19 protein-coding genes and 1 pseudogene are annotated in these 21,175 nt (G+C 74.2%); 12 read left to right on the plus strand and 8 right to left on the minus strand.

The window, feature by feature from the left end; translation table 11 throughout:
• Positions 1-240: 240 nt before the first annotated feature.
• Positions 241-891, minus strand: coding sequence for a hypothetical protein (locus ACGFMP_RS33255; RefSeq protein WP_393677258.1), 651 nt, complete (start codon positions 889-891; stop codon positions 241-243).
• 38 nt (positions 892-929) lie between these two features.
• Positions 930-2,717 carry a serine/threonine-protein kinase gene (locus ACGFMP_RS33260; protein WP_393677260.1) on the minus strand — a complete coding sequence of 596 codons (1,788 nt, stop codon included), beginning with the start codon at positions 2,715-2,717 and terminating at the stop codon, positions 930-932.
• Positions 2,718-3,076: 359 nt separating this feature from the next.
• Here ACGFMP_RS33260 and ACGFMP_RS33265 point away from each other — a divergent pair, with 359 nt between their 5' ends.
• From ACGFMP_RS33265 to ACGFMP_RS33290, 6 genes and pseudogenes are all read left to right on the plus strand, one after another.
• Positions 3,077-4,348, plus strand: a complete 1,272-nt coding sequence (locus tag ACGFMP_RS33265) for an extracellular solute-binding protein (RefSeq protein ID WP_393677262.1) — start codon at positions 3,077-3,079, stop codon at positions 4,346-4,348.
• Complete coding sequence (locus ACGFMP_RS33270) at positions 4,345-5,517, plus strand: ABC transporter ATP-binding protein (protein WP_393677263.1); 1,173 nt, start codon at positions 4,345-4,347, stop codon at positions 5,515-5,517. The genes ACGFMP_RS33265 and ACGFMP_RS33270 overlap by 4 nt, the downstream gene beginning before the upstream one ends.
• Before the next feature lie 11 nt (positions 5,518-5,528).
• Complete coding sequence (locus ACGFMP_RS33275) at positions 5,529-6,434, plus strand: ABC transporter permease (RefSeq protein WP_393677265.1); 906 nt, start codon at positions 5,529-5,531, stop codon at positions 6,432-6,434.
• A complete protein-coding gene (locus tag ACGFMP_RS33280; RefSeq protein ID WP_393677266.1) occupies positions 6,431-7,288 on the plus strand; it encodes an ABC transporter permease in 858 nt (285 codons plus the stop codon). The genes ACGFMP_RS33275 and ACGFMP_RS33280 overlap by 4 nt, the downstream gene beginning before the upstream one ends.
• A 377-nt stretch (positions 7,289-7,665) precedes the next feature.
• Positions 7,666-8,502: a pectate lyase gene (locus ACGFMP_RS33285; protein WP_393677268.1), complete on the plus strand. Its 837-nt coding sequence runs from the start codon at positions 7,666-7,668 to the stop codon at positions 8,500-8,502.
• Between the two features lie 217 nt (positions 8,503-8,719).
• Positions 8,720-8,887, plus strand: a pseudogene (locus tag ACGFMP_RS33290) (L-lysine 6-monooxygenase); the annotation flags it as partial.
• A gap of 90 nt (positions 8,888-8,977) precedes the next feature.
• On the opposite strand, the gene ACGFMP_RS33295 reads toward ACGFMP_RS33290, so the two are convergent.
• Positions 8,978-9,892 (minus strand): LysR family transcriptional regulator, encoded by a 915-nt coding sequence (locus ACGFMP_RS33295; protein WP_393677269.1) that lies wholly within the window; start codon positions 9,890-9,892, stop codon positions 8,978-8,980.
• A 127-nt stretch (positions 9,893-10,019) separates the two neighbouring features.
• Here ACGFMP_RS33295 and ACGFMP_RS33300 point away from each other — a divergent pair, with 127 nt between their 5' ends.
• The 3 genes from ACGFMP_RS33300 to ACGFMP_RS33310 all read left to right on the plus strand — a co-directional run bounded on the left by ACGFMP_RS33300 (position 10,020) and on the right by ACGFMP_RS33310 (position 13,834).
• Positions 10,020-11,417, plus strand: coding sequence for a YbfB/YjiJ family MFS transporter (locus tag ACGFMP_RS33300; RefSeq protein WP_393677271.1), 1,398 nt, complete (start codon positions 10,020-10,022; stop codon positions 11,415-11,417).
• A gap of 32 nt (positions 11,418-11,449) precedes the next feature.
• Complete coding sequence (locus tag ACGFMP_RS33305; RefSeq protein ID WP_393677273.1) at positions 11,450-12,475, plus strand: GlxA family transcriptional regulator; 1,026 nt, start codon at positions 11,450-11,452, stop codon at positions 12,473-12,475.
• 324 nt (positions 12,476-12,799) lie between these two features.
• Complete coding sequence (locus ACGFMP_RS33310) at positions 12,800-13,834, plus strand: TDT family transporter (protein WP_393677274.1); 1,035 nt, start codon at positions 12,800-12,802, stop codon at positions 13,832-13,834.
• Between the two features lie 61 nt (positions 13,835-13,895).
• Here the strand turns inward: ACGFMP_RS33310 and ACGFMP_RS33315 are convergent, their stop codons facing one another.
• From ACGFMP_RS33315 to ACGFMP_RS33325, 3 genes are all read right to left on the minus strand, one after another.
• The gene (locus ACGFMP_RS33315) at positions 13,896-14,513 is read right to left on the minus strand and encodes a VOC family protein (RefSeq protein WP_393677276.1); all 618 of its coding nucleotides are present in this window, start codon (positions 14,511-14,513) and stop codon (positions 13,896-13,898) included.
• Positions 14,514-14,615: 102 nt separating this feature from the next.
• Positions 14,616-15,329 (minus strand): SDR family NAD(P)-dependent oxidoreductase, encoded by a 714-nt coding sequence (locus ACGFMP_RS33320; protein ID WP_393677277.1) that lies wholly within the window; start codon positions 15,327-15,329, stop codon positions 14,616-14,618.
• Between the two features lie 245 nt (positions 15,330-15,574).
• Positions 15,575-16,132: a DoxX family membrane protein gene (locus tag ACGFMP_RS33325; RefSeq protein ID WP_393677278.1), complete on the minus strand. Its 558-nt coding sequence runs from the start codon at positions 16,130-16,132 to the stop codon at positions 15,575-15,577.
• A gap of 117 nt (positions 16,133-16,249) precedes the next feature.
• On the opposite strand from ACGFMP_RS33325, the gene ACGFMP_RS33330 reads away from it, so the two are divergent.
• Both ACGFMP_RS33330 and ACGFMP_RS33335 read left to right on the plus strand, forming a co-directional pair.
• Positions 16,250-17,110: an oxygenase MpaB family protein gene (locus tag ACGFMP_RS33330; protein WP_393677280.1), complete on the plus strand. Its 861-nt coding sequence runs from the start codon at positions 16,250-16,252 to the stop codon at positions 17,108-17,110.
• Between the two features lie 173 nt (positions 17,111-17,283).
• Complete coding sequence (locus ACGFMP_RS33335; protein WP_393677281.1) at positions 17,284-17,799, plus strand: gluconokinase; 516 nt, start codon at positions 17,284-17,286, stop codon at positions 17,797-17,799.
• Positions 17,800-17,820: 21 nt separating this feature from the next.
• On the opposite strand, the gene ACGFMP_RS33340 is transcribed toward ACGFMP_RS33335, so the two are convergent.
• Together ACGFMP_RS33340 and ACGFMP_RS33345 are read right to left on the minus strand one after the other, a co-directional pair.
• A complete protein-coding gene (locus ACGFMP_RS33340) occupies positions 17,821-19,143 on the minus strand; it encodes an NAD(P)/FAD-dependent oxidoreductase (RefSeq protein ID WP_393677283.1) in 1,323 nt (440 codons plus the stop codon).
• Between the two features lie 6 nt (positions 19,144-19,149).
• Positions 19,150-19,989 carry an SDR family oxidoreductase gene (locus tag ACGFMP_RS33345; protein WP_393677285.1) on the minus strand — a complete coding sequence of 280 codons (840 nt, stop codon included), beginning with the start codon at positions 19,987-19,989 and terminating at the stop codon, positions 19,150-19,152.
• Between the two features lie 263 nt (positions 19,990-20,252).
• On the opposite strand from ACGFMP_RS33345, the gene ACGFMP_RS33350 reads away from it, so the two are divergent.
• Positions 20,253-21,047: a DUF1206 domain-containing protein gene (locus tag ACGFMP_RS33350; RefSeq protein ID WP_393677286.1), complete on the plus strand. Its 795-nt coding sequence runs from the start codon at positions 20,253-20,255 to the stop codon at positions 21,045-21,047.
• The last annotated feature ends 128 nt before the right edge of the window (positions 21,048-21,175 follow it).

Here is a 21,175-nt window from a genome sequence, read left to right on the forward strand (position 1 = left end):
GCCGCCCCCGCCGCCCCCCCCCCCCCGCCCCCCGCCCCGCCCCCGCCCCCCCCCCCCGCGCCGGGGCCCCCCCCCCCCCCCCCCGCGCCCCCCCCCCCCCCCCCCCCCCCCCCCCCCCCCCCCCCCCCGGTTCTCATGTCCGGGGCGAACGGCGCCGGTCCCGGGCGGCGTACCGGCCGCTCCCCCGCTGCCGCCTCGGCTCCTCGCCGCAGGGGCGGGACCGCGGTCCGCGCCCGGCCGTCAGCCGGCGCAGTGGTAGCGGAAGGTCGTGGCTGCCGAGCGCTGCTGCGGGCCCAGCACGTCGAGCGTCGCGGTCGCGGTGAGCGAGCCGGGGCCGTCGAAGGTCCACAGCAAGGTCACCGCGGTGCTGCGGCCGCCCCTGCCCACGTGCTGGCGCAACTCGTCCGACACCGTCCCGTCGCTGCGGCGCCAGCGGTAGCGGACCGTGCCGGGGCCCCCGCTGGTCCGCAGGGTCCCGACGACCCTGACCGTACTGTGGCACCCCTGCACACCCGGGATCTGCCGGACCGTCACGGCGTCGACCCTCACCGCGGCGGGGAAGCGCTGCCAGAGCAGATAGGCCAGCACGCCGAGCAGCACCGCGGCGGGCAGCAGCCAGCCGCGCAGCGCCCGGCGCCGCCCGCGCCCGCCGGTGGGGGGCATCCCGTCGCCGGGCCGCAGGGTGCCGTGCCAGGCGGCGGTGGTGTCGGACCCCGGCACCCCGGGTCCGAACCGGCGCAGCCCGGAACCGGGTCCGGGCGGGGGCGCGGTCAGATCGCCGGCCGTACCGGTGGCGGCCGCGGCCTGGGTGGGATCGGTGGCCCCCAGCGGGACGGTGCTCTCGGACGGCGTGCCCGAGAAGTCCAGGCGGGGGTCGTGGGGCTTGGGCATGGGCGCCTTCCCTGGTGGGGTGCCGCGGGGGCGGGAGGTCAGGAGATGACGGCGCGGTCGCAGGCGGGGACCGTCAGGAAAGAGCCGTCGCCGGTGTCGGCGGCCGGGTCCGTACTCACGGCGAGGCCCCAGTAGGCGGAGCGGTCGGCGCCGAAGTCGTGCGGATAGGTGCCGGTGAAGGAGGTCTTGCCCGCGGGCAGCCTTGCCGTCCCGGTCGCCACCGTCACCGCGCCCCGCCGGCTCGCGGTACGGCTGTCGAACCAGGTCAGGGTCAGGGTTCCGTCCGCGGTCCCGTTGCTCCGCACGGTGACCGCCGCGACGACACCGGCCGTACCGTCGCAGTCGAGCCGCGCCACGGCAACGGACGTCACGTGCAGCGGCTGCGGCGGCGCGGATGTCGTCGGGCTCGTGGTCGCCGTCGTGGCGGTGGCAGTGGCGGTGGCGCCGGTGGCCGTGGCGGAGGGGGACGGGGGCGTGGTGGACGGGGCGGTGGTGGCGGTGGCCGTGGCCGTGGCCGTGCCGGTGGCGGTCGGCGGCGTGCCGGAGAGGGACGGGGACGCCGAGGGCGACGCCGGTGCCGGGGTCGCGCTCGCGGGCGCGGGGGGCGGCCCCGACGTCAGCGATGTCAGCGCCGAGGGCACGGTGGCCGCGTCGTCCGCGGACGGCCCACCGCCGCCGGTCGCCACCGCCGTCACCGCGAGTCCCGCGGAGACCGCCGCGACGACGGCGGCGCCCAGCAGCAGCCTGGCGCGCCGGCCGGTGCGGGGCCGCCGTGCGGCGCCGGCCGCGTAGCGCCGCAGGGCGCCCGCGGCCGTGCCCGCCACGGCGGCGCCCGGCCCCCATTCGGTGCGCGCCAGCGCCGTGGTGCCGGACGCAGGGGCGCCGGCGGAGGGCAACAGCAACGGCAGCAGGGCCACCAGGGCGGCGAGTTTGCGCTGCCCGCGCTCCTCCCAGCCGGCCCCGTATCCGGCGGTCGCGGCCGCCTCCAGCTCCGCCACGAACTCGGTGGCGCTCTGCGGGCGTTCCTGCGGGGTCTTGGCCAACCCGCGCCGGATCAGCGGGCGTACGGGCTCGGGCACCTGCTCGTTCGGGATGGGCGCCTCGGCGTGCTGGACGGCCAGCTCGATGGCGGTCGCACCGCGGTAGGGCTTGCTGCCGGTGAGGCACTCGTAGAAGGTGGCCGTCGCCGCGTAGACGTCGGTGGCCGGGGTCGCGGGACCGCCCGCCCACTGCTCGGGCGCCATGTACGACGGTGTGCCCGCGACGCCGCCCGCCTCACCGCTGCGTACCGCGACGCCGAAGTCCACCAGTTTGGACCGGCCTTCGGTGGTGACGATGACGTTCGCCGGCTTGTAGTCGCGGTGCACGACACCCGCCTCGTGGGCGGCCGCCAGCCCCAGCAGCGAGCCCTTCAGCACGGCGAGAGCGGGTTCCGGGTCCGTCGCGCCCTCCTGGCGCAGCAGCGTGCGCAGCGCGATGCCGTCGACCGGCTCCATCACGATCGCCGCGTCCGGGCCGTCCTCGACGTACTCGTAGAACCGGGCGACCCAGGGCGAGTCGAGCCCGCCCAGCAGCCGGGCCTCGCCGCGGAAGGCCTCCCGGAAGCCCTCTTCCCTGCCGACGCCGCCCGAGAGGTATTTGACGGCGACCGCGGTCCCCGTCGCGTCGTGGCGGGCCAATACCACCCGGCCGGACGCGCCCGCGCCGAGTTCGCGCTCCTCCGTGTAACCCGGTACCCGCCACGGTGCTTCGTGCCCGGGTCTGCCGGGGCCGCCGTTGCCGTCCATCGTGTGCCGTCCCCCGTCGCCGCACATCCGTACCTTCACGGACGTCGACGCACATTACTGCGGGGCGGGTTCCACGGCACGGGTGCGTGCGGGGGCCAACCGGTGCGCAACCTCTTGACCACCCACCCGGGGGCGTCTACGGTCTGCGCACATCATATATCAGATGCCATGCATGATGCGGCATGGCCAGGTCCGTCTTGGGAGCGGCACGGCGTGTCCGACACGCAGCCGCGGCCCAGGGCATCCAGCCGCAGGGGAGCCGACATGCCGTCACCACAGCGCCCGCACGGCCCGTACCTCGCCGGAGGACCGGGCCTGAGCACGCCCTGACGAGCGGTCGCCGCCGCCTCCCCCACCGCCCACGTCCACCTCCCTGCGACCGAAGGGCCACATCAGCCATGTCCCGCACCGGCTCCGCCCCGACAGGAACTCCCCGCAGCGCACCGGGGAACCCGACCCGCCGCCGGATACTCGGCACCCTCGCCACCGCCGCCGCCGCAGGACCCGTGCTCGCCGCCTGCGGCGCGCCCGGCGACGGCGGCGGCTCCTCCCCCACCAAGGCGGCCGCCGGCTCGCTGGCCACCGCCCCGTCCAAGCCGGTCACGCTGAACATCCTGGACGTCGCGGGGAATCTCGCCCTCACCCAGCCGATCATCGACGCCTTCAAGGCCAAGCACCCCGAGATCGTCTCCAAGGTCACCACCTCCACCGGCACCGCGCCCGAGCTCGCGCCGAAGGTGCAGGCGCAGCAGCAGGGCGGGAACGTCCAGATCCAGCTGGTGCTCAGCGGCACCGACGGGCTGTCGGCGGGGATCCAGAAGGGGCTGTGGTACAACCTCAAGCCGTACTACGACAGCTTCCTGCCCGGTCTGATGGCCAACTACCAGCAGCCCGCTGCCTCCATGGCCGCGCTCGCCCAGGACCAGGCGGTGGAGCTGGTCTGGTACCCCTCGGGGCCGCTGCTCGAATACGACCCGGCCAAGCTGCCCGCGCCGCCCACCACCACGGACGCGCTGCTGGACTGGGCCAAGGCCAACCCGGGGAGGTTCCAGTACGCGCAGCCGCGCAACTCCGGTCCCGGCCGCACGTTCCTGATGGGCCTGCCGTACCTGCTGGGCGACTCCGACCCGACCGACCCGACCGACGGCTGGTCCAAGACGTGGGCCTACCTGACGGAGCTCAACAAGTACGCCGCGGACTACCCGACCAAGACCTCCGCCACCATGACCGCCCTGGCACAGGGCACCGTCCACATGATCGCCAGCACCACCGGCTGGTACATCAACCCGCGCGCGCTCGGCACCGTGCCGAAGTCCATGAAGGTCGCCAAATTCGACAACCTCACCTGGGTCAGCGACGCGCAGTTCGGCATCATCCCCAAGGGCGTGTCGGACGACGAGCTGATCGCCGCCCTGCGGCTGATCGCCTTCATGCTCACACCGGAGCAGCAGGCAGTGACCTACGACCAGGGCTACTTCTACCCGGGCCCTGCGGTCAAGGACGTCACCCTGGGCCAGGCGCCCGACAGCTCCCGGAAGGCCATCGCCACCTACGGCGACCCGCAGTTCGACGGCTGGATCTCCGGCAATCCGATCAAGAACTCGCTGCCGGCCACCGCCCAGGTCACCGCATTCGACCTGTGGGACAAGAAGATCGGCTCCACCAAGTGAGCACCGTGCCCGACACGGCGGGCGGTGCGAAGGCGCCCGCGTCGACGGCCGCCGGGGACCGCCCCGCCTCCCAGCTGGTCGAGTTGCGGCTGCGGGGGGTGAGCCGGGCGTACGGCTCGTACACCGCGCTGCACCCCCTCGACCTGACCATCAGGGGCGGCGAGTTCGTCGCCCTGCTCGGCCCCTCAGGCTGCGGCAAGACCACCGCCCTGAACTGCCTCGCGGGCCTGCTGCCGCTGACCTCGGGCGAGATCGAGCTGGACGGCAAGCGGGTGGACACCGTGCCGCCGGAGAAGCGCGGCTTCGGCATGGTCTTCCAGAACTACGCGCTCTTCCCGCATCTGACGGTGCGGGCGAACGTGGCCTTCGGGCTGAAGATGCGCGGTGTCGCCAAGGCGGAGGCCGACCGGCGGGTCGACGAGGTGCTGCGCCTGGTGCGGCTGGCCGAGCAGGGGCGCAAGCATCCCGGGCAGCTGTCGGGCGGCCAGCAGCAGCGCGTGGCCATCGCCCGTGCGATCGTCATGGAACCGCCGCTGGTGCTGATGGACGAGCCGCTGTCCAACCTGGACGCCGCGCTGCGTCTCGAGATGCGCAGCGAGATCCGGCGCATCCACCAGGAGTTCGGGCTCACCACCGTCTATGTGACGCACGACCAGGAGGAGGCGCTGTCCCTGGCGGACCGTCTGGTGGTCCTCGATGCCGGCCGGGTCAGCCAGATCGGCACCCCGGCCGAGCTCTACGAGCACCCGGCCGACCCGCACGTCGCCGCCTTCATGGGCTACCGGAATCTGCTCACGCTCGACGTGGTCTCGGCTCAGGGGTCGCAGGCGCTGGTGCGCCGCGGCGGCCTGCGGCTCACCGGGACCGTGGTCGGGGATGCGCAGGTGAGGGAGGGCGAGGCGGTCACCGTCGCGGTCCGGCCCGAGGACGTGCGGATCGCCGGACAGGGAGATCAGCCGGTCGCAGAAGCCACCGCCGAAGTGGTCGAGTACCACGGCCGGGTGCTGCACGTGGAGGCGGTCACCCGCGAAGGGGACCGTATCCACCTCCGCGCCCGCGGCGAGGTGCGGCCGGGCGACGCCTTCACCGTCGCCGTGGACGCCGACCGCGCGCTGGTCTTCCCGCCGCGCGGCGGGACGGGCGCTCCCGGTACGGAGGTGCCGCGATGAGCGGTGTCCCGATGAGCACCTCCGCAGCGACCGGCCCGCCGGCCGGGGCGGCGCTGCGCCACCGGCTGGCCGAGCGCGGTGTGGACCGGACGCTGCTGCTGGCGCTGCCGGCCGCACTCGCGGTGATCGCGCTGTTCTGCTATCCCTTCCTCTACGGGCTCCAGCTGTCCTTCCAGCCGGCCAAGGGCGGGGTGTTCGGGGCCTACCGGCAGTTCTTCGCCGATCCGTTCTCCCGCAAATCAGTGTGGGCGACCTTCTCGCTCGCCATTCCGGCATCGCTGATCAACGTGGGCGTCTCGGTGCCGATCTCCTACCGGATGCGCCGGGACTTCCGCGGCAAGCGACTGCTGCTGGCGCTGCTGGTGGTGCCGATCACGCTGGGCACGGTCCTCACCGCCGAGGGCATCCTGGAGTTCTACGGACCGGCGGGCTGGTTCAACCGCACCCTGCACCTGCTGGGGCTGGCCGACTCGCCGGTGCAGCTCACCATGAACTACACCGGTGTGCTGCTGTCGCTGATCATCAGCGGCTTCCCGTTCGCCTACCTGCTGACCCACTCCTACCTCTCCGGCATCCACCCCAGTCTGGAGAAGGCCGCCTCGACCCTGGGCGCCGGCTGGTGGCAGCGCTTCCGGTACGTCACCTTCCCGCTGCTGCTGCCGGGGCTGATGACGACCTTCTGCCTCAGCTTCGTGATGGCATTCGCCGTCTTCCCCTCGGCGATGATGGTCGGCAATCCGAACGGCAGCACCCATGTCATCTCCATCGAGGCCTACCAGGCCGCCCTGGAGCGTTTCGACTACGCGCAGGGCAGTGCCGACGCGATGATCATGACCGCGCTGATGCTGGTCGTCCTCGTCGCCGTCACCGTGCTGCGCTCCCGGCTCTACCGCGGATCCACCGGAGGCAAGGGATGAGTGCGCAGACGATCGGTGCCCCGGCCGGAGGGCGCCGCGGGCTCACGCTGAAGCCGGGCGCCTGGCTGACCTGGGCGGCGCTGGTGTTCTTCTTCGTCAACCTGCTCGGCGTCATCGCCACGGTGCTGGTCGACTCGCTGGGCCGCAGCTGGTTCGCCGGCTGGCTGCCGACCGGCTGGACGGGGCACTGGTACAGCGACGCCTGGAAGGAGTTCGGCCTCGGCGAGGTACTGGGGACCACCGTCGAGGTGACCTTCCTCGTGGTGCTGGTGTCGCTGGTCCTGGCCGTGCCGGCCTCCTACGCCCTGGCCCGCCGGGACTTCCCCGGGAAGCACCTGCTGACCACCCTGTTCGTCCTGCCCATCCTGGTGCCGCCGATCGCCTACGGCATCCCCATGGCGACCGTGCTGTACAAATTCCACCTGGCCGGGTCCGTCACCGGTGTGGTGCTCGCCAACCTGGTGCCGTCCATCCCCTTCGTGATCTTCACGATGACGCCGTTCATCGAGCAGATCGACCCGAAGATCGAGTCGGCGGCCCGGATGTGCGGGGCCTCCACCTGGACCGTACTGACCCGCATCCTGGCGCCGTTGATGCTGCCCGGCATCCTGGCCGCCGGAATCCTGGTGCTGGTGCGCACCTTCGGCATGTTCGAACTCACCTTCCTGACCGCGGGCCCCGGCAGCCAGACACTCATCGTGGCGCTGTTCTCCGCGGTGAATTCGGCCGGAATCCGCAGCACCCAGTCCATCGACGCGATGGCGGTGATCTACACCGGCACGATGGCCGTCCTGCTGCTCGTCGCGCTGCGCTTCGTCAACCCCACCCAGCTGGTGGCTCGCTCGTCCGACTGACCGGCGGACTTGCGCCCCGGTTGGGCTCCGGTGGTCCTCACGCCCGACAGGTAAGGCCGTGCTGTCCGAAATCCGCTGTGTCGCGGGGCAGTTGAGTGTTCGTCGTCGATGCGCTTCGACTGCGTTTCGGCACCGGAGATCTTCCCCGCCGGCACCCGGTGACGATGCGATTGACGACACGACAAGCAGGTGGATGAGGTGGCGGCCGCCGGGTGGCGCGATTCTTGCGGGAAGGGTTGCCGGGGCCGCGGTGGTGGCCTACGGTCTTGGCACCGTAGCGCTTCGACAGCGCTGTGACAGTGCATCAGAGCAAGCGCTTTCTAAGCCTCGGTCCCCAAGATTCCCCCCACCGAGTCCCCCCACGAAGGAAGAACGCCATGCCCCTGCGCAGCACATCGCACGAGGAAGACCGCCATGTCAGGCGGCGGCCCGCACGCCGCCGCCTGCTGACCGGTCTGAGCGCGGCCACCGCGGTCGCGACCACCGCCGTCGTCACCGGGACGATGCTGCCGTCGGCAGCCGCCGCCACCTGGCCGACGGCTAGTGGCACCACCGCGGTCGGCTCCACCATCCAGGTCTCCGGCAGCTACGACGGCGCCATGAAGCGCTACTACGGCACCGGCGACCTCGGCACCAGCGGCCAGGACGAGGACCAGGGCCCGATCTTCGACCTGGCGCCCGGCGCCACCCTCAAGAACGTCATCATCGGCTCCCCCGCGGCCGACGGCGTCCACTGCGCGGGCAGTTGCACACTGCAGAACGTCTGGTGGGAGGACGTCGGCGAGGACGCCGCCACCTTCCGCGGCTCCTCGTCGTCGAACGTCTACACGGTCACCGGCGGCGGCGCCAGGAAGGCATCGGACAAGGTCCTCCAGTTCAACGGCGCCGGCAAGCTGGTCGTCAGCAACTTCGCCGTCCAGGACTTCGGCAAGCTCGTGCGGTCGTGCGGCAACTGCTCGACGCAGTACAAGCGCACGATCGAGCTGAACGGCATCGAGGCCACCTACAAGGGCAGCGCGATCGCCGGCATCAACACCAACTACGGCGACACCGTCTCGCTGCGCAACATCACCATCGTCGGCGACTCGGGCAAGAAGATCGTCCCCTGCCAGAAGTACATCGGGAACAACACCGGAGCCGAGCCGCCGAAGAACGGCAGTGACGCCGACGGGCACTACTGCAACTACAAGGCGTCGGACATCACGTACCGGTAGCCCGACCCTCCCCCCGGACGCGCGGTCGGCGCGCGTCCACACCCCTGCTGCGGGCCGAGCGGTCGCTTCGGCCCGCAGCAGCGGCATGCCGGGGCGAATGTCGGAACGCGTCCGGCACAACAGCCAGTCGGTGCCCCGGGTGGCCGAACTGACCGCCGCGGGCGCGCCCGTCCGCCGGGCCGTCGTACTCGGCGCGGGCCAGAGCGCCGCCGAGGCCGTCGGCCGCGACCACCGGGTGGCGGTGGGCCCCGATGTCGCGGCGGGCATCCACCTCCAAGGCGGCACGGAGCACACCCACGGGCTGACCTCGACCCTGCTGTCGACGACGGCCGTCCGCGCCGGTGAGATCCGCGACTCCCTGGTGGCGCGCCTGACCCACCGCTGAGCCCGCGACGGGCCGACGTCCGGCGTCACGCTGATCGTTGACGATCGGTACACGGCGGGTCCTCATCCGGTGGGCCGGTCAGGCGCGGCGTCAGATCCGGTACGGGTCGCCCTCGGGCAGCCAGACGTCCGGGTCGTGGACTCCCGGGTCGGCGGCGGCGCCGCACAGCGCCTCGACGGCGGCCAGCACCGCGGGGCGGTCCTCGTCGCGGCGCCGGACCAGGGACCAGGTCCACAGGAGCCGCGGCGCGACGACGGGGCGCTGGACGAGGTCGGACGGCAGCGGGTCGGTCTGGCCCTTGGGCGAGTTGACGACCGGCCGGCCGCAGCGGCGGACGTGGTCGAAGAACGCGGGGCCGGTGACGCCGCCGCCGGAGACGCGCAGCGCGCGGGCACCGGTGCTGCGGGCCATCTCCGCCGCGTAGGCGTTCCACGACGACCATGACGTGGTGTCGTCGTCCAGCAGGACCGCGGTGTCCCCGGCGGCCACCTCGCCGGTGTCCTTGCCGGTGGACACGGCGTACAGCCGGTCGGCGCCGAGCAGCCGCGCGCTCAGGCCGAGCCGGTCCAGGTCCTCGGTCCGCACCCAGCAGACCGCGAGGTCGAGGCTGCCTTCCGCGACCCTGGCGGCCTGGGTGTGCGAGGGGGCGGCCCACGCGTCGACGTGGACCTCGGCGACGGCGGACGTGCCGGCGACCAGGTTCGCGGGGGGCCGGCTCACGTAGCCGAGCCTGACCGGTTCCGATCCGGACAGACGAAGGGCGCGCCGCTGCAGGCCGTCGGCCTCCTCCAGCAGCGCGCGGGTGTACGGGAGCAGGTCGGCGCCGGCCGGTGTGAGGGCCACGGAACGGCGGTCCCGGTCGAACAGCCGCACGCCCAGATCGCGTTCGAGCGCCTTGATCTGCTGGGAGAGCGACGGTCCCGCGATCAGGAGCCGCGCGGCGGCCCGGCCGAAGTTCAGCTCCTCGGCCACCGCGACGAAATAGCGTAGTTGGCGCAGCTCCACACCCGCATGCTACGTCGCTGGGAGGCGGAACCTCCCACGAGGGAGGAAGCCGGTCGTGGCGTGAGGGCCGGCGGCGGGCGGACCATGACAGCGCCCCTGTACCCGCATGAGCTGCAAGGACTCCGTCTTGAGCGTGCAGACACCGCGCACCGCACCGCCCCCGGCCGGCGCCGCGTCCCGGTCCGCCTGGGTGCACGTCGCACGGACCGCGGCGGCCCTTGCCGCCGGTATGGGGGTCGGCCGCTTCGTCTTCACCCCCATCCTCCCGCTGATGCACGCGCAGGCGGGGCTGTCCGCGAGCGACGGCGCGCACCTGGCCACCGCCAACTACACCGGCTACCTGCTCGGCGCGCTGGCCGGCATCGTGGCACCCGCCGCGGTCCGCTCGCCAGCCCTGCTGCGCGGCTGCCTGGTCGTGCTGAGCTGCACGCTGGCCGCGATGCCTGCCACGCACAGCACACCGGTGTGGATCGCCCTGCGGCTCCTGGCCGGCGTCGCCAGCGCCCTGATCTTCGTCAGCGCCGTGGGAGCCCTGCACAGCCGGATCCGCGCCCACCCCGCGCACCTGGCCGGCTGGGCCTTCGGCGGGGTGGGCGCCGGCATCGCCCTGTCGGGCCTGCTGGTGCTCGCGCTGCGGTCGGCCGCAGACTGGCGCGCCGCCTGGTGGGCGTCGGCCGCCCTCGCCGCTGTCCTCACCCTTGCCGCGTGGCACCTGCGGACCGAGCCGGCTCCCCCGTCGGCCGCGGAGACCTCCGGCCCGGTGGCGGGCGGTCCTGGCATCGGCGGTCCGGGCGGACGCGGTCCGGGCGGACGCGGTTCGGGCCGACGCGGTTCGGGCCGACGCGATCCGGGGGCAGGTGATCCGCCACCGGCGCCCGACCTGCGCAGGTTCGGCGTCCTGACCCTCTCCTACACCCTGGAGGGCGTCGGCTACATCGTGGCCGGCACCTTCCTCGTCGCCGCGATCGAGCAGAGCTCCCCGGGGTGGATCGGCGGCGGCGCCTGGGTGCTGGTCGGCCTGGCGGCCGTACCCTCCTCGGCGCTGTGGGCCCGGCTCGGGCAGCGCCGGTCCGCTCCCGGCCTGCTGTGCGCCGCGCTCGTCGTCCAGGCGGCCGGCATCGCCCTGCCCGCCCTGGCCGGCGGCACCGCGGCCGCCCTCGCCTCCGCTGTGCTCTTCGGCGGCACCTTCATCGGCGTCAGCACCCTGGCCCTCACCGCGGGAACCCGGCTGCGGGTCCCCCGCTCGGTCGCGCTGCTGACCGCCGGGTACTCCGTCGGCCAGATCCTCGGCCCGCTGGCCGTCGCACCGCTGCTCCACCACGGCTACCACCGGGCCCTGCTGCTGGCCGCGATCGTGGTCCTGGCCGCAGCGGCGGCCGCCGCGGTACTGCGCGCCGGTTTCCCGCACGGCGCGGCGGCGCCCCCGCGGGCACCGCAGGCACCACCGCGCCCACAGCCGGACGCACGGCCGCGGGCACAGGGGAACGCGCGGCCGGGCCGGCCGGGGCACGGGATCGTCAGGTGATCCCCGGACCCGCGCGAAGGGGACCGCTCGATGTGACGGTCCTCCTCCATCCCGGTGTGCGGCTGCTGGACGTGACCGGGCCCATCGAGGTCTTCACCTCGGCGAACGACTTCGGCGGACGCTACCGGCTGCGGCTGGTCTCGCCGGACGGCGGCGAGGTGACGGCCGCCGGGGGCGTCCGGCTGGGCGCGGACCTGGCCGCCGCGGACCTCGAAGGGACCAGCGACGTGGTGGTGATCCCCGGCGGCCCCGGGTGGGAGGCCATGGTCAAGGACGACGGGCTGCTGGCAGCGGTGCGCGGCCTCGACCGCCGGGCCCGCCGCACCGCCTCGGTCTGCACCGGTGCCTTCCTGCTCGCCGCCGCGGGACTCCTGGACGGCCATCGGGCGACGACGCACTGGCGCTTCACCGGGCAGCTGGCCCTGCGGTATCCCGCGGTGCGGGTCGAACCGGAGGCGCTGTTCGTGCGGGATCGCCGGATGATGACCTCCGCGGGCGTGAGTTCCGGGATCGACCTCGCGCTGGCCCTCGTCGAGGAACACCACGGGTCCGGCGTCGCCCGCGCCGTCGCCAAGGACATGGTCGTCTTCATGCAGCGCCCCGGCGGGCAGTCGCAGTTCAGCGTCCGCGGCAGCGCGCCCCACACCCGGCAGGAGATGCTGCGCCGGGTACTGGACGCCGTCGTGGAGGATCCGGGCGGCAACCACACGGTGGCGGCCATGGCCCGCAGGGCCGGTGTCAGTACGCGGCAGGTGACCCGGCTCTTCCGCGACGAGCTGGCGACCACGCCGGCCCGCTACGTGGAGCGTGCCCGGCTGGAGGCCGCCCAGGCCGTGCTGGAGACGGGGGACGATCCGCTCGCGGTGGTCGCGCGCCGTACCGGGTTCGGCTCGGCCGAGTCGCTGCGCAGGGTCTTCGTGCGGCACGTGGGTGCCACCCCGGGAGCCTTCCGCGCGGGCCTGCGCGCCGCCGGTGCGGCGGATACGGCGGATACGGCGGATACGGCGGATACGGCGGATACGGCAGAAGGTGCCACGGACACCGGCTCCATGTCCTGATGTGAGGGTGTTGCGGCCCATCTCCCCGTGCCGCAGGACCGCGCAGCCCGCCTAGCCTCGAAACGCCGTCGGCCGGGAACCGGCCGGCCCCGCCCGCGACCAGCGATCCGCCGCGTCAGGCCGCGCGCCCTGTCGCGCGCCGGACCTGCCGGCGGCCGGTTCCCTGCGGTCCATCCAGGACGACGAGAGTAGGCGTTCCACCCCGTGACACCCGACCTGACCAGCAGCCGCACCCTGCCCGCCGGTGACGGTCCAGGCCCCGGGCCCACCGGCGCCGGCGGTCCCCGGCCGGCGACCGCCGCGAGACGGGCGGGGCGGGCGCGGATGGGGCCCAGCTGGTTCGCCGCCGTCATGGGAACAGGCATCGTCGCCAACGCCGCCGTCACCTTGCCGCACGGCTTCCCCGGCCTGCGGGACGCCGCCACGGTCGTCTGGGCGGGTGCCGCGCTGCTGCTGCTCGTCCTGGCCGCCGGGTACCTGCGGCAGCGGGGGCTGCGGCTGCACGCCGCCGACCCCGCGCTCGCACAGTTCCTCGGGGCGCCGCCGATGGCGCTGCTCACGGTGGGCGCCGGGACGCTGCTGCTGGGCCGGCGGGTGATCGGGGCGCGGGCGGCGCTGGACGTGGACTGGGCGCTGTGGTCGGTCGGTACCCTGCTCGGCCTCTGCACGGCGTGCGCGGTGCCGTACCTCATGGTCACCCGGCACCGCTTCGGACCGGACGCCGCCTTCGGCGGCTGGCTGATGCCGGTGGTGCCGCCGCTGGTCTCGGCCGCCACGGGCGCGCTGCTCGTCCCGCACGCGGCCGCCGGCCAGCCGCGGCAGGCGCTGCTGCTGGGCTGCTACGCGATGCTCGGCCTCGGCATGGTGGCGGTGCTGCTGGTGCTGGCCATGGTCTACAGCCGCCTGGTGCACCATGACGCGCCCAGCGGCGCCGTGGTGCCCACGGTGTGGATCGGGCTCGGGGCGCTGGGCCAGGCGGTGACGGCGCTCGGCGTGCTCGCCACCGCGGCGCCGGGCGCGCTGCCCGCGACCTACGCGCACGGCGCGTCGGCCCTCGCGCTGCTCGGCGGGGTCGGGGTGTGGGGGTTCGCCATGCTGTGGCTGGTGCTGGCCGCGGCGCTGACCGTAAGGGAGTTCAGGACGGGGCTGCCCTTCGCACCCACCTGGTGGTCCTTCATCTTCCCGCTCGGCGCGTGCGTCACCGGCACCTCCGCCCTCGCCTCCCGCACCGGCTCGCAGCTCTTCGGCTGGCCCGCCGTCGTCCTCTACGGGGTGCTCGCCGCCGCCTGGGCGGTGGTGGCCTGGCGGTCGCTGCGCCACGCCGCCGGGCACGCGGGCGGCCCGGCCGCGCGGAAGTGACCGCCCCTTCCGGGCCGGCCTGGACGGGCCGAACGGAACGGGCCGACCGGAACGGGCCGGCTCAGGAGGGCAGTTCGGCGCCGCTCTGCTCGCTGACCATGTACCGCGCGTACCAGGAGGGCCAGTCCGGGTCGGCCGCGCCGGTGCGCGCCTCGTGCTCGCCGTGCGCCGCCTCGGCGCGCCGCATCGCGGCCGCCAGATCGTCGGCCGAGGCGAAGGTGGTGGCCGAGGAGTCGATACGGCCGGGCAGCCGGGCGGTGATCTCCTGCAGGAGCCACCCGTTGCCGTCCGGGTCCTCGAACGACAGGAACGAACCGTAACTGGTGTTCTGCGGGTCGGGCCCCGTCACCCGGGCGTCGGTCCCGGCGTGGTGGAAGACGCCGCCGGAGTCATGGAAGACCTCGCTCGGCTCCGCGCCGAGCCGCTCCAGCTCCGCGCGGGCGGCGCCGATGTCATCGACGATCAGATGCAGGCCCTGGGCCGAACCGGGCTTCTGCGCCGTCACCGACGTGCCGATGATGATCGACGCGGGCGAGCCCGGCGGGGTCAGCTGCACGACGCGGAAGTCGTCGCCGGAGGCGACGTCCGCGTCGAGGCGCCAGCCGAGCGCCGTGTAGAAGCCCTTTGCCCGGTCGACGTCGGACACCGGCACCACGACGACCTCGAGTTTCATGTCCATGGTTCGCGTCTCCCGTGCTCGACGGCTCGCTCCCCCCGCCCAACCCTAGGCACACGTCAGGGAGGCCGCACTCGGACGGCCGCTCCGGCACGCCGTACGCGGTCAGTGGCCCGCGCTCTGGCCGCCGTCGACGTGGGAGATCTCGCCGGTGACGAAGGGGGCCTGCTCCAGGTAGCGGACGGCCCTGACGACGTCCTCGACCTCGCCCATCCGGTGGACCGGGTGGAGCGCGGCCTGGACGCCGCCGGGATCGGTCGGGTGCATCGGGGTCCTGATGACGCCGAGCGCGACGGTGTTCACCCGGATGCCGCGGGTGGCGTACTCGATCGCCAGCGATCTGGTGACCGCCTCGAGGCCGCCCTTGGTCATGGACGCGAGCGCCGCGTGCACCCGCGCGTCGGCGTGGCCGGCCATGCTGGTGGAGATGTTCACGACGTGGCCGCCGCCGTCCCGGGAGAGCATCGCGGTGATCGCGGCGCGCGAGACCTCGAAGAAGCCGCGCAGGTTCACCCCGGTCATCGCGGTGAAGTCGGCGTCCGTGTAGTCGGTGAACGGCTTGGAGACGAAGATCCCGGCGCCGTTGACCAGGGTGTCGATACGCCCGAAGCGTTCCATGGCCGCCTCGATCACCCGCGCGCCGACGCCGGGTTCCGCCACGTCGCCCGGCACGGCCAGCACCCCGGGGTCGGGGGACGCCTCGATGGAGCGGGCGGTCGCGGTGACGGCGTACCCGAGTTCGCGGTAGGCGGTGACCAGGGCCGCACCGATGCCCCGCGAACCGCCGGTGACGACGGCGACTTTCTGCGTGGTGTCCATCAGCGGATTCTCACCCGGCGCCCGCCCGGGGCAGGCGCGCCGGGCCCGCATGCCCTCGGATGGCCCACGCCGGGTTGCCGGTCGCCGACCCCGCTCCCGGTGCGGGCGACGCGGAGCCACTGCCTTTCCGCGGCCCGGACGCCGGTGCGCGGGATCCTTGACGTCGCCGTCGGGACGCCGGGGTGTCGGGACGTCGGGCCGGTTTCTCCCCGCGGTCCTGCGCGGGGACCGGGGGCGGCCGGTGGCTACACGGAGGACAGGCCGGGCGCCTCGGCGCGCGATTCCGCCTCGGCCGCTGCCGCGAGCGTCGCCACCCGGCGGTTGACCACGACGGTGGCCGCCGCGGCGCTGACGGCGAAGGCCAGCAGCACGGTGCCCGGGCGGTTGAGGCAGTTCCCGGTGAGCCGGTCGACCGAGTAGTGGCCAGGGCCCGCCAGGCCGAGCGCGGCCGCGACGAAGCCGAGGAAGGCCGGGTACTCGATGCCGCCCGCGTGCGCGAAGAACCCGGCGGGCGCGTGCACCGCCACCGCGCCCGCCATGGCGCCCGCGGCCGCCGCACCCGCCACCGGGGTGGCGAGCCCCAGCGCCAGCAGCGCGCCGCCGCCGGTCTCGCCGGCCGCGGCGGCGATGGCGCTCTCGCGGCCCGGGGTGAAGCCCATGCTCTCCATGGACGCGGCGGTGCCTTCCAGGCCTCCCCCGCCGAACCAGCCGAGGAGCTTCTGCGAACCGTGGGTGAGCAGCACCCCGGCGGTCCCCAGGCGCAGTACGAGCAGGCCGAGGTCCTTGCGATGGCTGAAGGGCATGGGGGCAGGCCTTCCGGACGTGGGCAGTGGACTCCGCTGCCCATCCTGCCGCGAGGGGACGGCTCCCGCACCCGGGCCGGAGCGGGTCCGCCCGGCACCCGGCCGTACCCTGGCAGTGTGGCGGGTCACCCGGAGATACCAGGCCTCGGCGCCCTGCGGCGCCGGGTGGGAGCGGAGCTGTTCGCGCGGGTGGCCGGGCCGGACGGCCCGGCGGCCAGGGCCCGCATCCACGGCGCGGCCGGGCCCCGCTGGTTCGGGCCCGACCGGCCGATCCGCGCGGTGCACGGCGACGCCTCGATGTTCGTGGGCGGCCTGCGGGCGCTGCTGCTGCAGTCGCTGCACCCGCTCGCCATGGCGGCCGTCGCCGCCCACTCCGGCTACCGCGGCGACCCCTGGGGCCGGCTGCAGCGGACCAGCACCTTCCTCGCCGTGACGACGTTCGGGACCGCGGGAGACGCGGAGCGGGCTGTCATGCACGTGCGGGAGATCCACGCCCGGGTGTCGGGCACCACTCCGGACGGCGAGCCGTACCGCGCCTCGGATCCGCGTCTGCTGGGCTGGGTGCACGCGGCCGAGGTGGACAGTTTCCTGCGGGCGCACCGGCGGTACGGCGCCCGGCCGCTGGACGACGACGGATACGACGGGTACGTCGCCGACACCGCCCGGGTGGCGACCGCGCTCGGCGTCAAAAACCCGCCGCGCGACCAGGCGGAACTCGCCGCGCTGCTCGACGCCTACCGCCCGGAGCTGCGGCCGACCCCGCAGGCCCGCGACGCCGCCCGCTTCCTGCTGCTCGACCCGCCGCTGCCGTGGACGGCCAGGCCCGCGTACGCGGTGCTCGCCGCCAACGCGGTCGCCCTGCTCCCGCTGTGGACCCGGGTGCCGCTGGGCGTGCCCTACCTGCCCCTGGTGGAGGAGACCGGCGTGCGGCTGGCCGGCCGCGGGCTGACCCGGGCGATCCGCTGGGCGATGAGATAGGCCGGTCCGGTCCTGCGTCCGGCGCATGTGGCGGGGCCGGGGGGCCAGTCCGATGGTGGAGGGGTCGGGGGGCCAGTGCCGCGTGACCCGGAGGCGCCGATGGACTGCTGTGACCCGGAGGGGCCGTGCGGCGCGTACGGCTGCTTCCGCGACCGCGGCCCCGGCGGGGTCCTGTGACCGCCGTGCCCGCGGTCGTGGTCCTGATGGGCGTCTCGGGGTCGGGGAAGTCGACCGTGGGGAGGCTGCTCGCCGGGCGGCTCGGGGTGCCCTTCGTGGAGGCGGACGATCTGCACCCGGCCGGGAACAGGTCCAAGATGGCCGCCGGCCGGCCGCTCGACGAGAAGGACCGCGCCCCCTGGCTGCTGTCCCTTGTCGGCTGGATCCGGCAGGCGACGGAGTCCGGCACCGGCGGGGTGCTGGCCTGCTCGGCGCTGCGGTACGAATACCGCGAGCGGTTCCGCCGCGCGGGGCGGGGGGTGTGGATGCTCCACCTGGCGATCGGCGAGGCCGCGGCTCGCCGGCGGGTGGCGGAGCGCCGGGGCCACTTCATGCCCGCGGCGCTGGTGGAGTCCCAGTACACCGCGCTCGAGCCGCTGCGGCCCGACGAGCCCGGCCTCACCGTCGACGCCGAGCTCCCCGCGCCTGCGATCGTCGACCTGGTGTTCGCCGCCCTGCGCGCCGGCGGCTGACGGCCGGCCCGCCGCTTCCGGTCACCCGCCGGCCTCCGGCGGCGGCATCCGGGCCTGCGCGAAGGGCGAGGTGAAGGCGCGCTCGCGGCGCGCGCCGGAGGCGAAGACGACGGCCCAGCTGAGCACCGCGCCCAGCCTGCTGCGGAATCCGGTCAGGAAGGCGACGTGGATGAAAAGCCAGGTGAGCCAGCCGGGCACGCCCGACAGGTGCAGGCGGCCCGCCCTGACGACCGCCCGGCCGCGGCAGATGTAGGCGGCGCTGCCCATGTCGAAGTACCTGAAGGGCTTGGCGGGTGCGGTCCTGCCCGCCGCGGAGTGCCGCAGCGCCCGCCCCGCGTAGGCACCGGTCTGCATCGCCACCTCGGCCAGCCCCGGCAGCCGGTCGAGGCCCATCACGTCGCCCACCACCCGGATCTCCGGATGGCCGCGCAGGGTCAGGTCGGGTTCCACGGCGATGCGACCGGCCCGGTCCTGGGCGGCGCCGGTCGCGCGGGCCAGCGCGGCGGCGAGGGGCGGCGCCTCGACCCCCGCCGTCCACAGCACGGTGCGCGCGTCGAAGCGGGTGGTCACGCCCTCCCGGTCCCGTACGGCCAGACCCCTGGCGTCGACGTCGGTGACCCGCGTGCCGAGGTGCAGTTCCACGCCGAGGCCGCGCAGGGTCCTGGCCGCGCGTGCGGCCAGGGAGGCGCCGAAGGTACCCAGCACCTCGTCGGACCCCTCGAAGAGCAGCACCCTTGCCGTGCCGGGGTCGATGGTGCTGAACTCCCGCTCCAGCGTGCGGCGCGCGATCTCCCTGATCTGCCCGGCCAGTTCCACACCTGTCGGGCCACCGCCGACCAGGGCGAAGGTGAGCCACTGCCGCTTCTCCTCGGGGTCTCGCGCGGTCTCCGCCATCTCGAAGGCCCGGTAGAGCCGGTGGCGGATCTCCAGCGCGTCGTCGAGGGTCTTCATCCCCGGGGCGTGGGCGGCGAACTCGTCGTGCCCGAAGTAGGACTGGCGCATGCCGACGGCGACGATCAGGTCGTCGTAGGGCAGTTCGAGTTCGCTGCCTTCCGGCCTTCGGGCGCGCACGATCCGGGCCGCGACGTCCACGTCGGTCGCCTCGGCGAGCACGCACCGCACATTGCGGTGGCGGCGCAGCACGACCCGCAGCGGTCGGGCGATCTGGCCCTCGGACAGGATGCCCGCGGCGCATTGGTAGAGCAGCGGCTGGAAGAGGTGGTGGGCGCAGCGGTCGACCACCGTCACGGTGACGGGCGACCGGCGCAGCGCGCGGGCGGCGAAGAGCCCGGCGAACCCGCCGCCCACGATCACCACCCGGCGGGGGGCGGCGGGTTCGTCCATCGGCGCTCAGCCCCCGGTGGCGAAGCCGGGGAAGAGCGTCATCCCGCCGTCGACGTAGAGGGTGCAGCCGATGACGTAGTCGAGGAGGTCGGAGGCCATCGCCACCACGGCGTCGGCGACGTCCTCCGGGTCGCCCACCCGGCCGTAGGGGATCAGTTCGAGGAGTTCGGCCTCGGCCTGCGGGGTGTCCCAGGCAGACCTGTTGATGGGGGTGCGGATCGCACCGGGGCCGATGGCGTTCACCCGGATCCGGTGCGGGGCGAGTTCCTGGGCGAGGGTCTGCATCAGCATGCCGACACCGCCCTTGGAGGAGGCGTAGTTGACGTGGCCCGCCCAGGGGACGATCTGGTGGACCGAGCTCATGCAGATGATCTTTCCGGCCGACCGGGAGACCTCGGGCACCACTCCGCGGCGCACGAATTCCTTGGCGGCCTCGCGCGCGCACAGGAACTGGCCGGTGAGGTTCACGTCGATGACCTTCTGCCACTGCGCGAGCGTCATCTCGGTCACGGCGGCGTCCCGCTGGAGGCCCGCATTGGCCACCATGATGTCGATGGTGCCGAATTCCTCCACCATCCGCGCCACCATCGCGACGACCTGGTCCTCGTCGGACACATCGGCCTCGTGCGCGTACGCGCGGACTCCGAAGCCGGTGATCCGGGCGACGACTTCCTCGGCCTCCTGCGCGCCCGCGACGTAGTTGACCACGACGTCGGCCCCGGCCCGGCCCAGCGCGATCGCGGTCGCCTTGCCGATACCGGAGTTCGCACCGGTCACCAGGGCCTTCTGCCCCTCGAGCAGTCGTACGTCCAGCGGTGCGCGACGCTGCTCGGCGCTTCCTGCCACACGTTCCTCCCTGGGTGTTCCGGACAGCCAGACGAAAGCACCCCGCCGGGGGGCGGAGGTACCGGCACGCCCGCCTACCCGCACTTCGGCCACCCATGCCACCCGGGCGGACTACGCGCCGCGCCCGCCGCGACCGCGCGTTCCCGCGGATCAGGCGGGGCGTCAGCACCGGTGCGGGGTGCGTCATCAGCGCTCCCGGGGGCAGTCGAGACCGTGTGAAGACCCAAACAGCGCAATCGACAGGGCGACGCACCGCCGGACGCGTGGCCGACAGCAAAGTGGTCGAGGTCTGCGGTCGCGCCGGCTTCGTGGCCCGCGGGGTGATCTACGTCCTGATCGGCGTGCTGGCGATCCGCATCGCGTTCGCCGACAGCGGCGGCCAGCAGGCCGACCGGGGCGGCGCCCTGGCGGAGATCGCGCACAAGCCGTTCGGCGGCGCCATGCTGTGGCTGCTGGGCATCGCCCTGGCCGGCATGGCGGTGTGGCGGTTGTCGCAGGCGATCATCGGGCAGGCGGGGCCCGACGGCGACAAGCCGGGCAAGCGCGCCATATCCGCCGGGCGCTTCGTGTTCTACGGGTTCGTGTCGTACTCGGCGCTCGCCTACGCGGCCGGCGACAAGGGCAGCGGCAGCGGCTCGACCGACAAGAAGACCGACGACGTGACGGCGAAAGTGCTGGACTGGCCGGGTGGCCAGTGGATCGTCGCGATCGCCGGCGTCGCGGTGGTGTGCGCGGGCCTGTGGATCGCCGCACGCGCCATCATGCACAAATTCCGCAAGCACCTGAAGATGTCCGAGATGTCGCCGCGGGTGCGCCAGGCGGTCGACGCCCTCGGCGTGTTCGGCGGGACGGCGCGGGGCATCGTCTTCGCCACAGCAGGCGGGTTCGCCGTCGCGGCGGCCGTACAACACACGCCCGGCAAGTCCAAGGGCATGGACGACACGCTCCGCTCCTTCACGGGCACGCCGGTCGGGCCCTGGCTGCTGGTCCTCATCGCCATCGGCCTGATCGCCTTCGGCGTCTTCTCCTTCGCGAACGCCCGGTGGCGCAAGGTCTGACGCGCTGAGCCCCGACCCGGGCGGGGGGGCCCAAACGCGGCCCCCGCCGCCCCCGGGCGGGGGGGGGGGCCGGGCCCCCCCCGCGCGGGGGGAGCCCGCCGCAGGGCGGGCGGGGGTGCCCCAGGGGC

This window comes from Streptomyces sp. NPDC049040, from assembly GCF_043197715.1.
Lineage (GTDB): Bacteria > Actinomycetota > Actinomycetes > Streptomycetales > Streptomycetaceae > Actinacidiphila.

Excerpts from the sequence above, each read along its gene's own strand:
- ACGFMP_RS33255 (WP_393677258.1), bottom strand. The coding sequence starts at position 891 with ATGCCCAAGCCCCACGACCCCCGCCTGGACTTCTCGGGCACGCCGTCC.
- ACGFMP_RS33265 (WP_393677262.1), top strand. The coding sequence starts at position 3,077 with ATGTCCCGCACCGGCTCCGCCCCGACAGGAACTCCCCGCAGCGCACCG.
- ACGFMP_RS33275 (WP_393677265.1), top strand. The coding sequence starts at position 5,529 with ATGAGCACCTCCGCAGCGACCGGCCCGCCGGCCGGGGCGGCGCTGCGC.
- ACGFMP_RS33280 (WP_393677266.1), top strand. The coding sequence starts at position 6,431 with ATGAGTGCGCAGACGATCGGTGCCCCGGCCGGAGGGCGCCGCGGGCTC.
- ACGFMP_RS33285 (WP_393677268.1), top strand. The coding sequence starts at position 7,666 with ATGCCCCTGCGCAGCACATCGCACGAGGAAGACCGCCATGTCAGGCGG.
- ACGFMP_RS33310 (WP_393677274.1), top strand. The coding sequence starts at position 12,800 with ATGGGGCCCAGCTGGTTCGCCGCCGTCATGGGAACAGGCATCGTCGCC.
- ACGFMP_RS33315 (WP_393677276.1), bottom strand. The coding sequence starts at position 14,513 with ATGGACATGAAACTCGAGGTCGTCGTGGTGCCGGTGTCCGACGTCGAC.
- ACGFMP_RS33320 (WP_393677277.1), bottom strand. The coding sequence starts at position 15,329 with ATGGACACCACGCAGAAAGTCGCCGTCGTCACCGGCGGTTCGCGGGGC.
- ACGFMP_RS33325 (WP_393677278.1), bottom strand. The coding sequence starts at position 16,132 with ATGCCCTTCAGCCATCGCAAGGACCTCGGCCTGCTCGTACTGCGCCTG.
- ACGFMP_RS33340 (WP_393677283.1), bottom strand. The coding sequence starts at position 19,143 with ATGGACGAACCCGCCGCCCCCCGCCGGGTGGTGATCGTGGGCGGCGGG.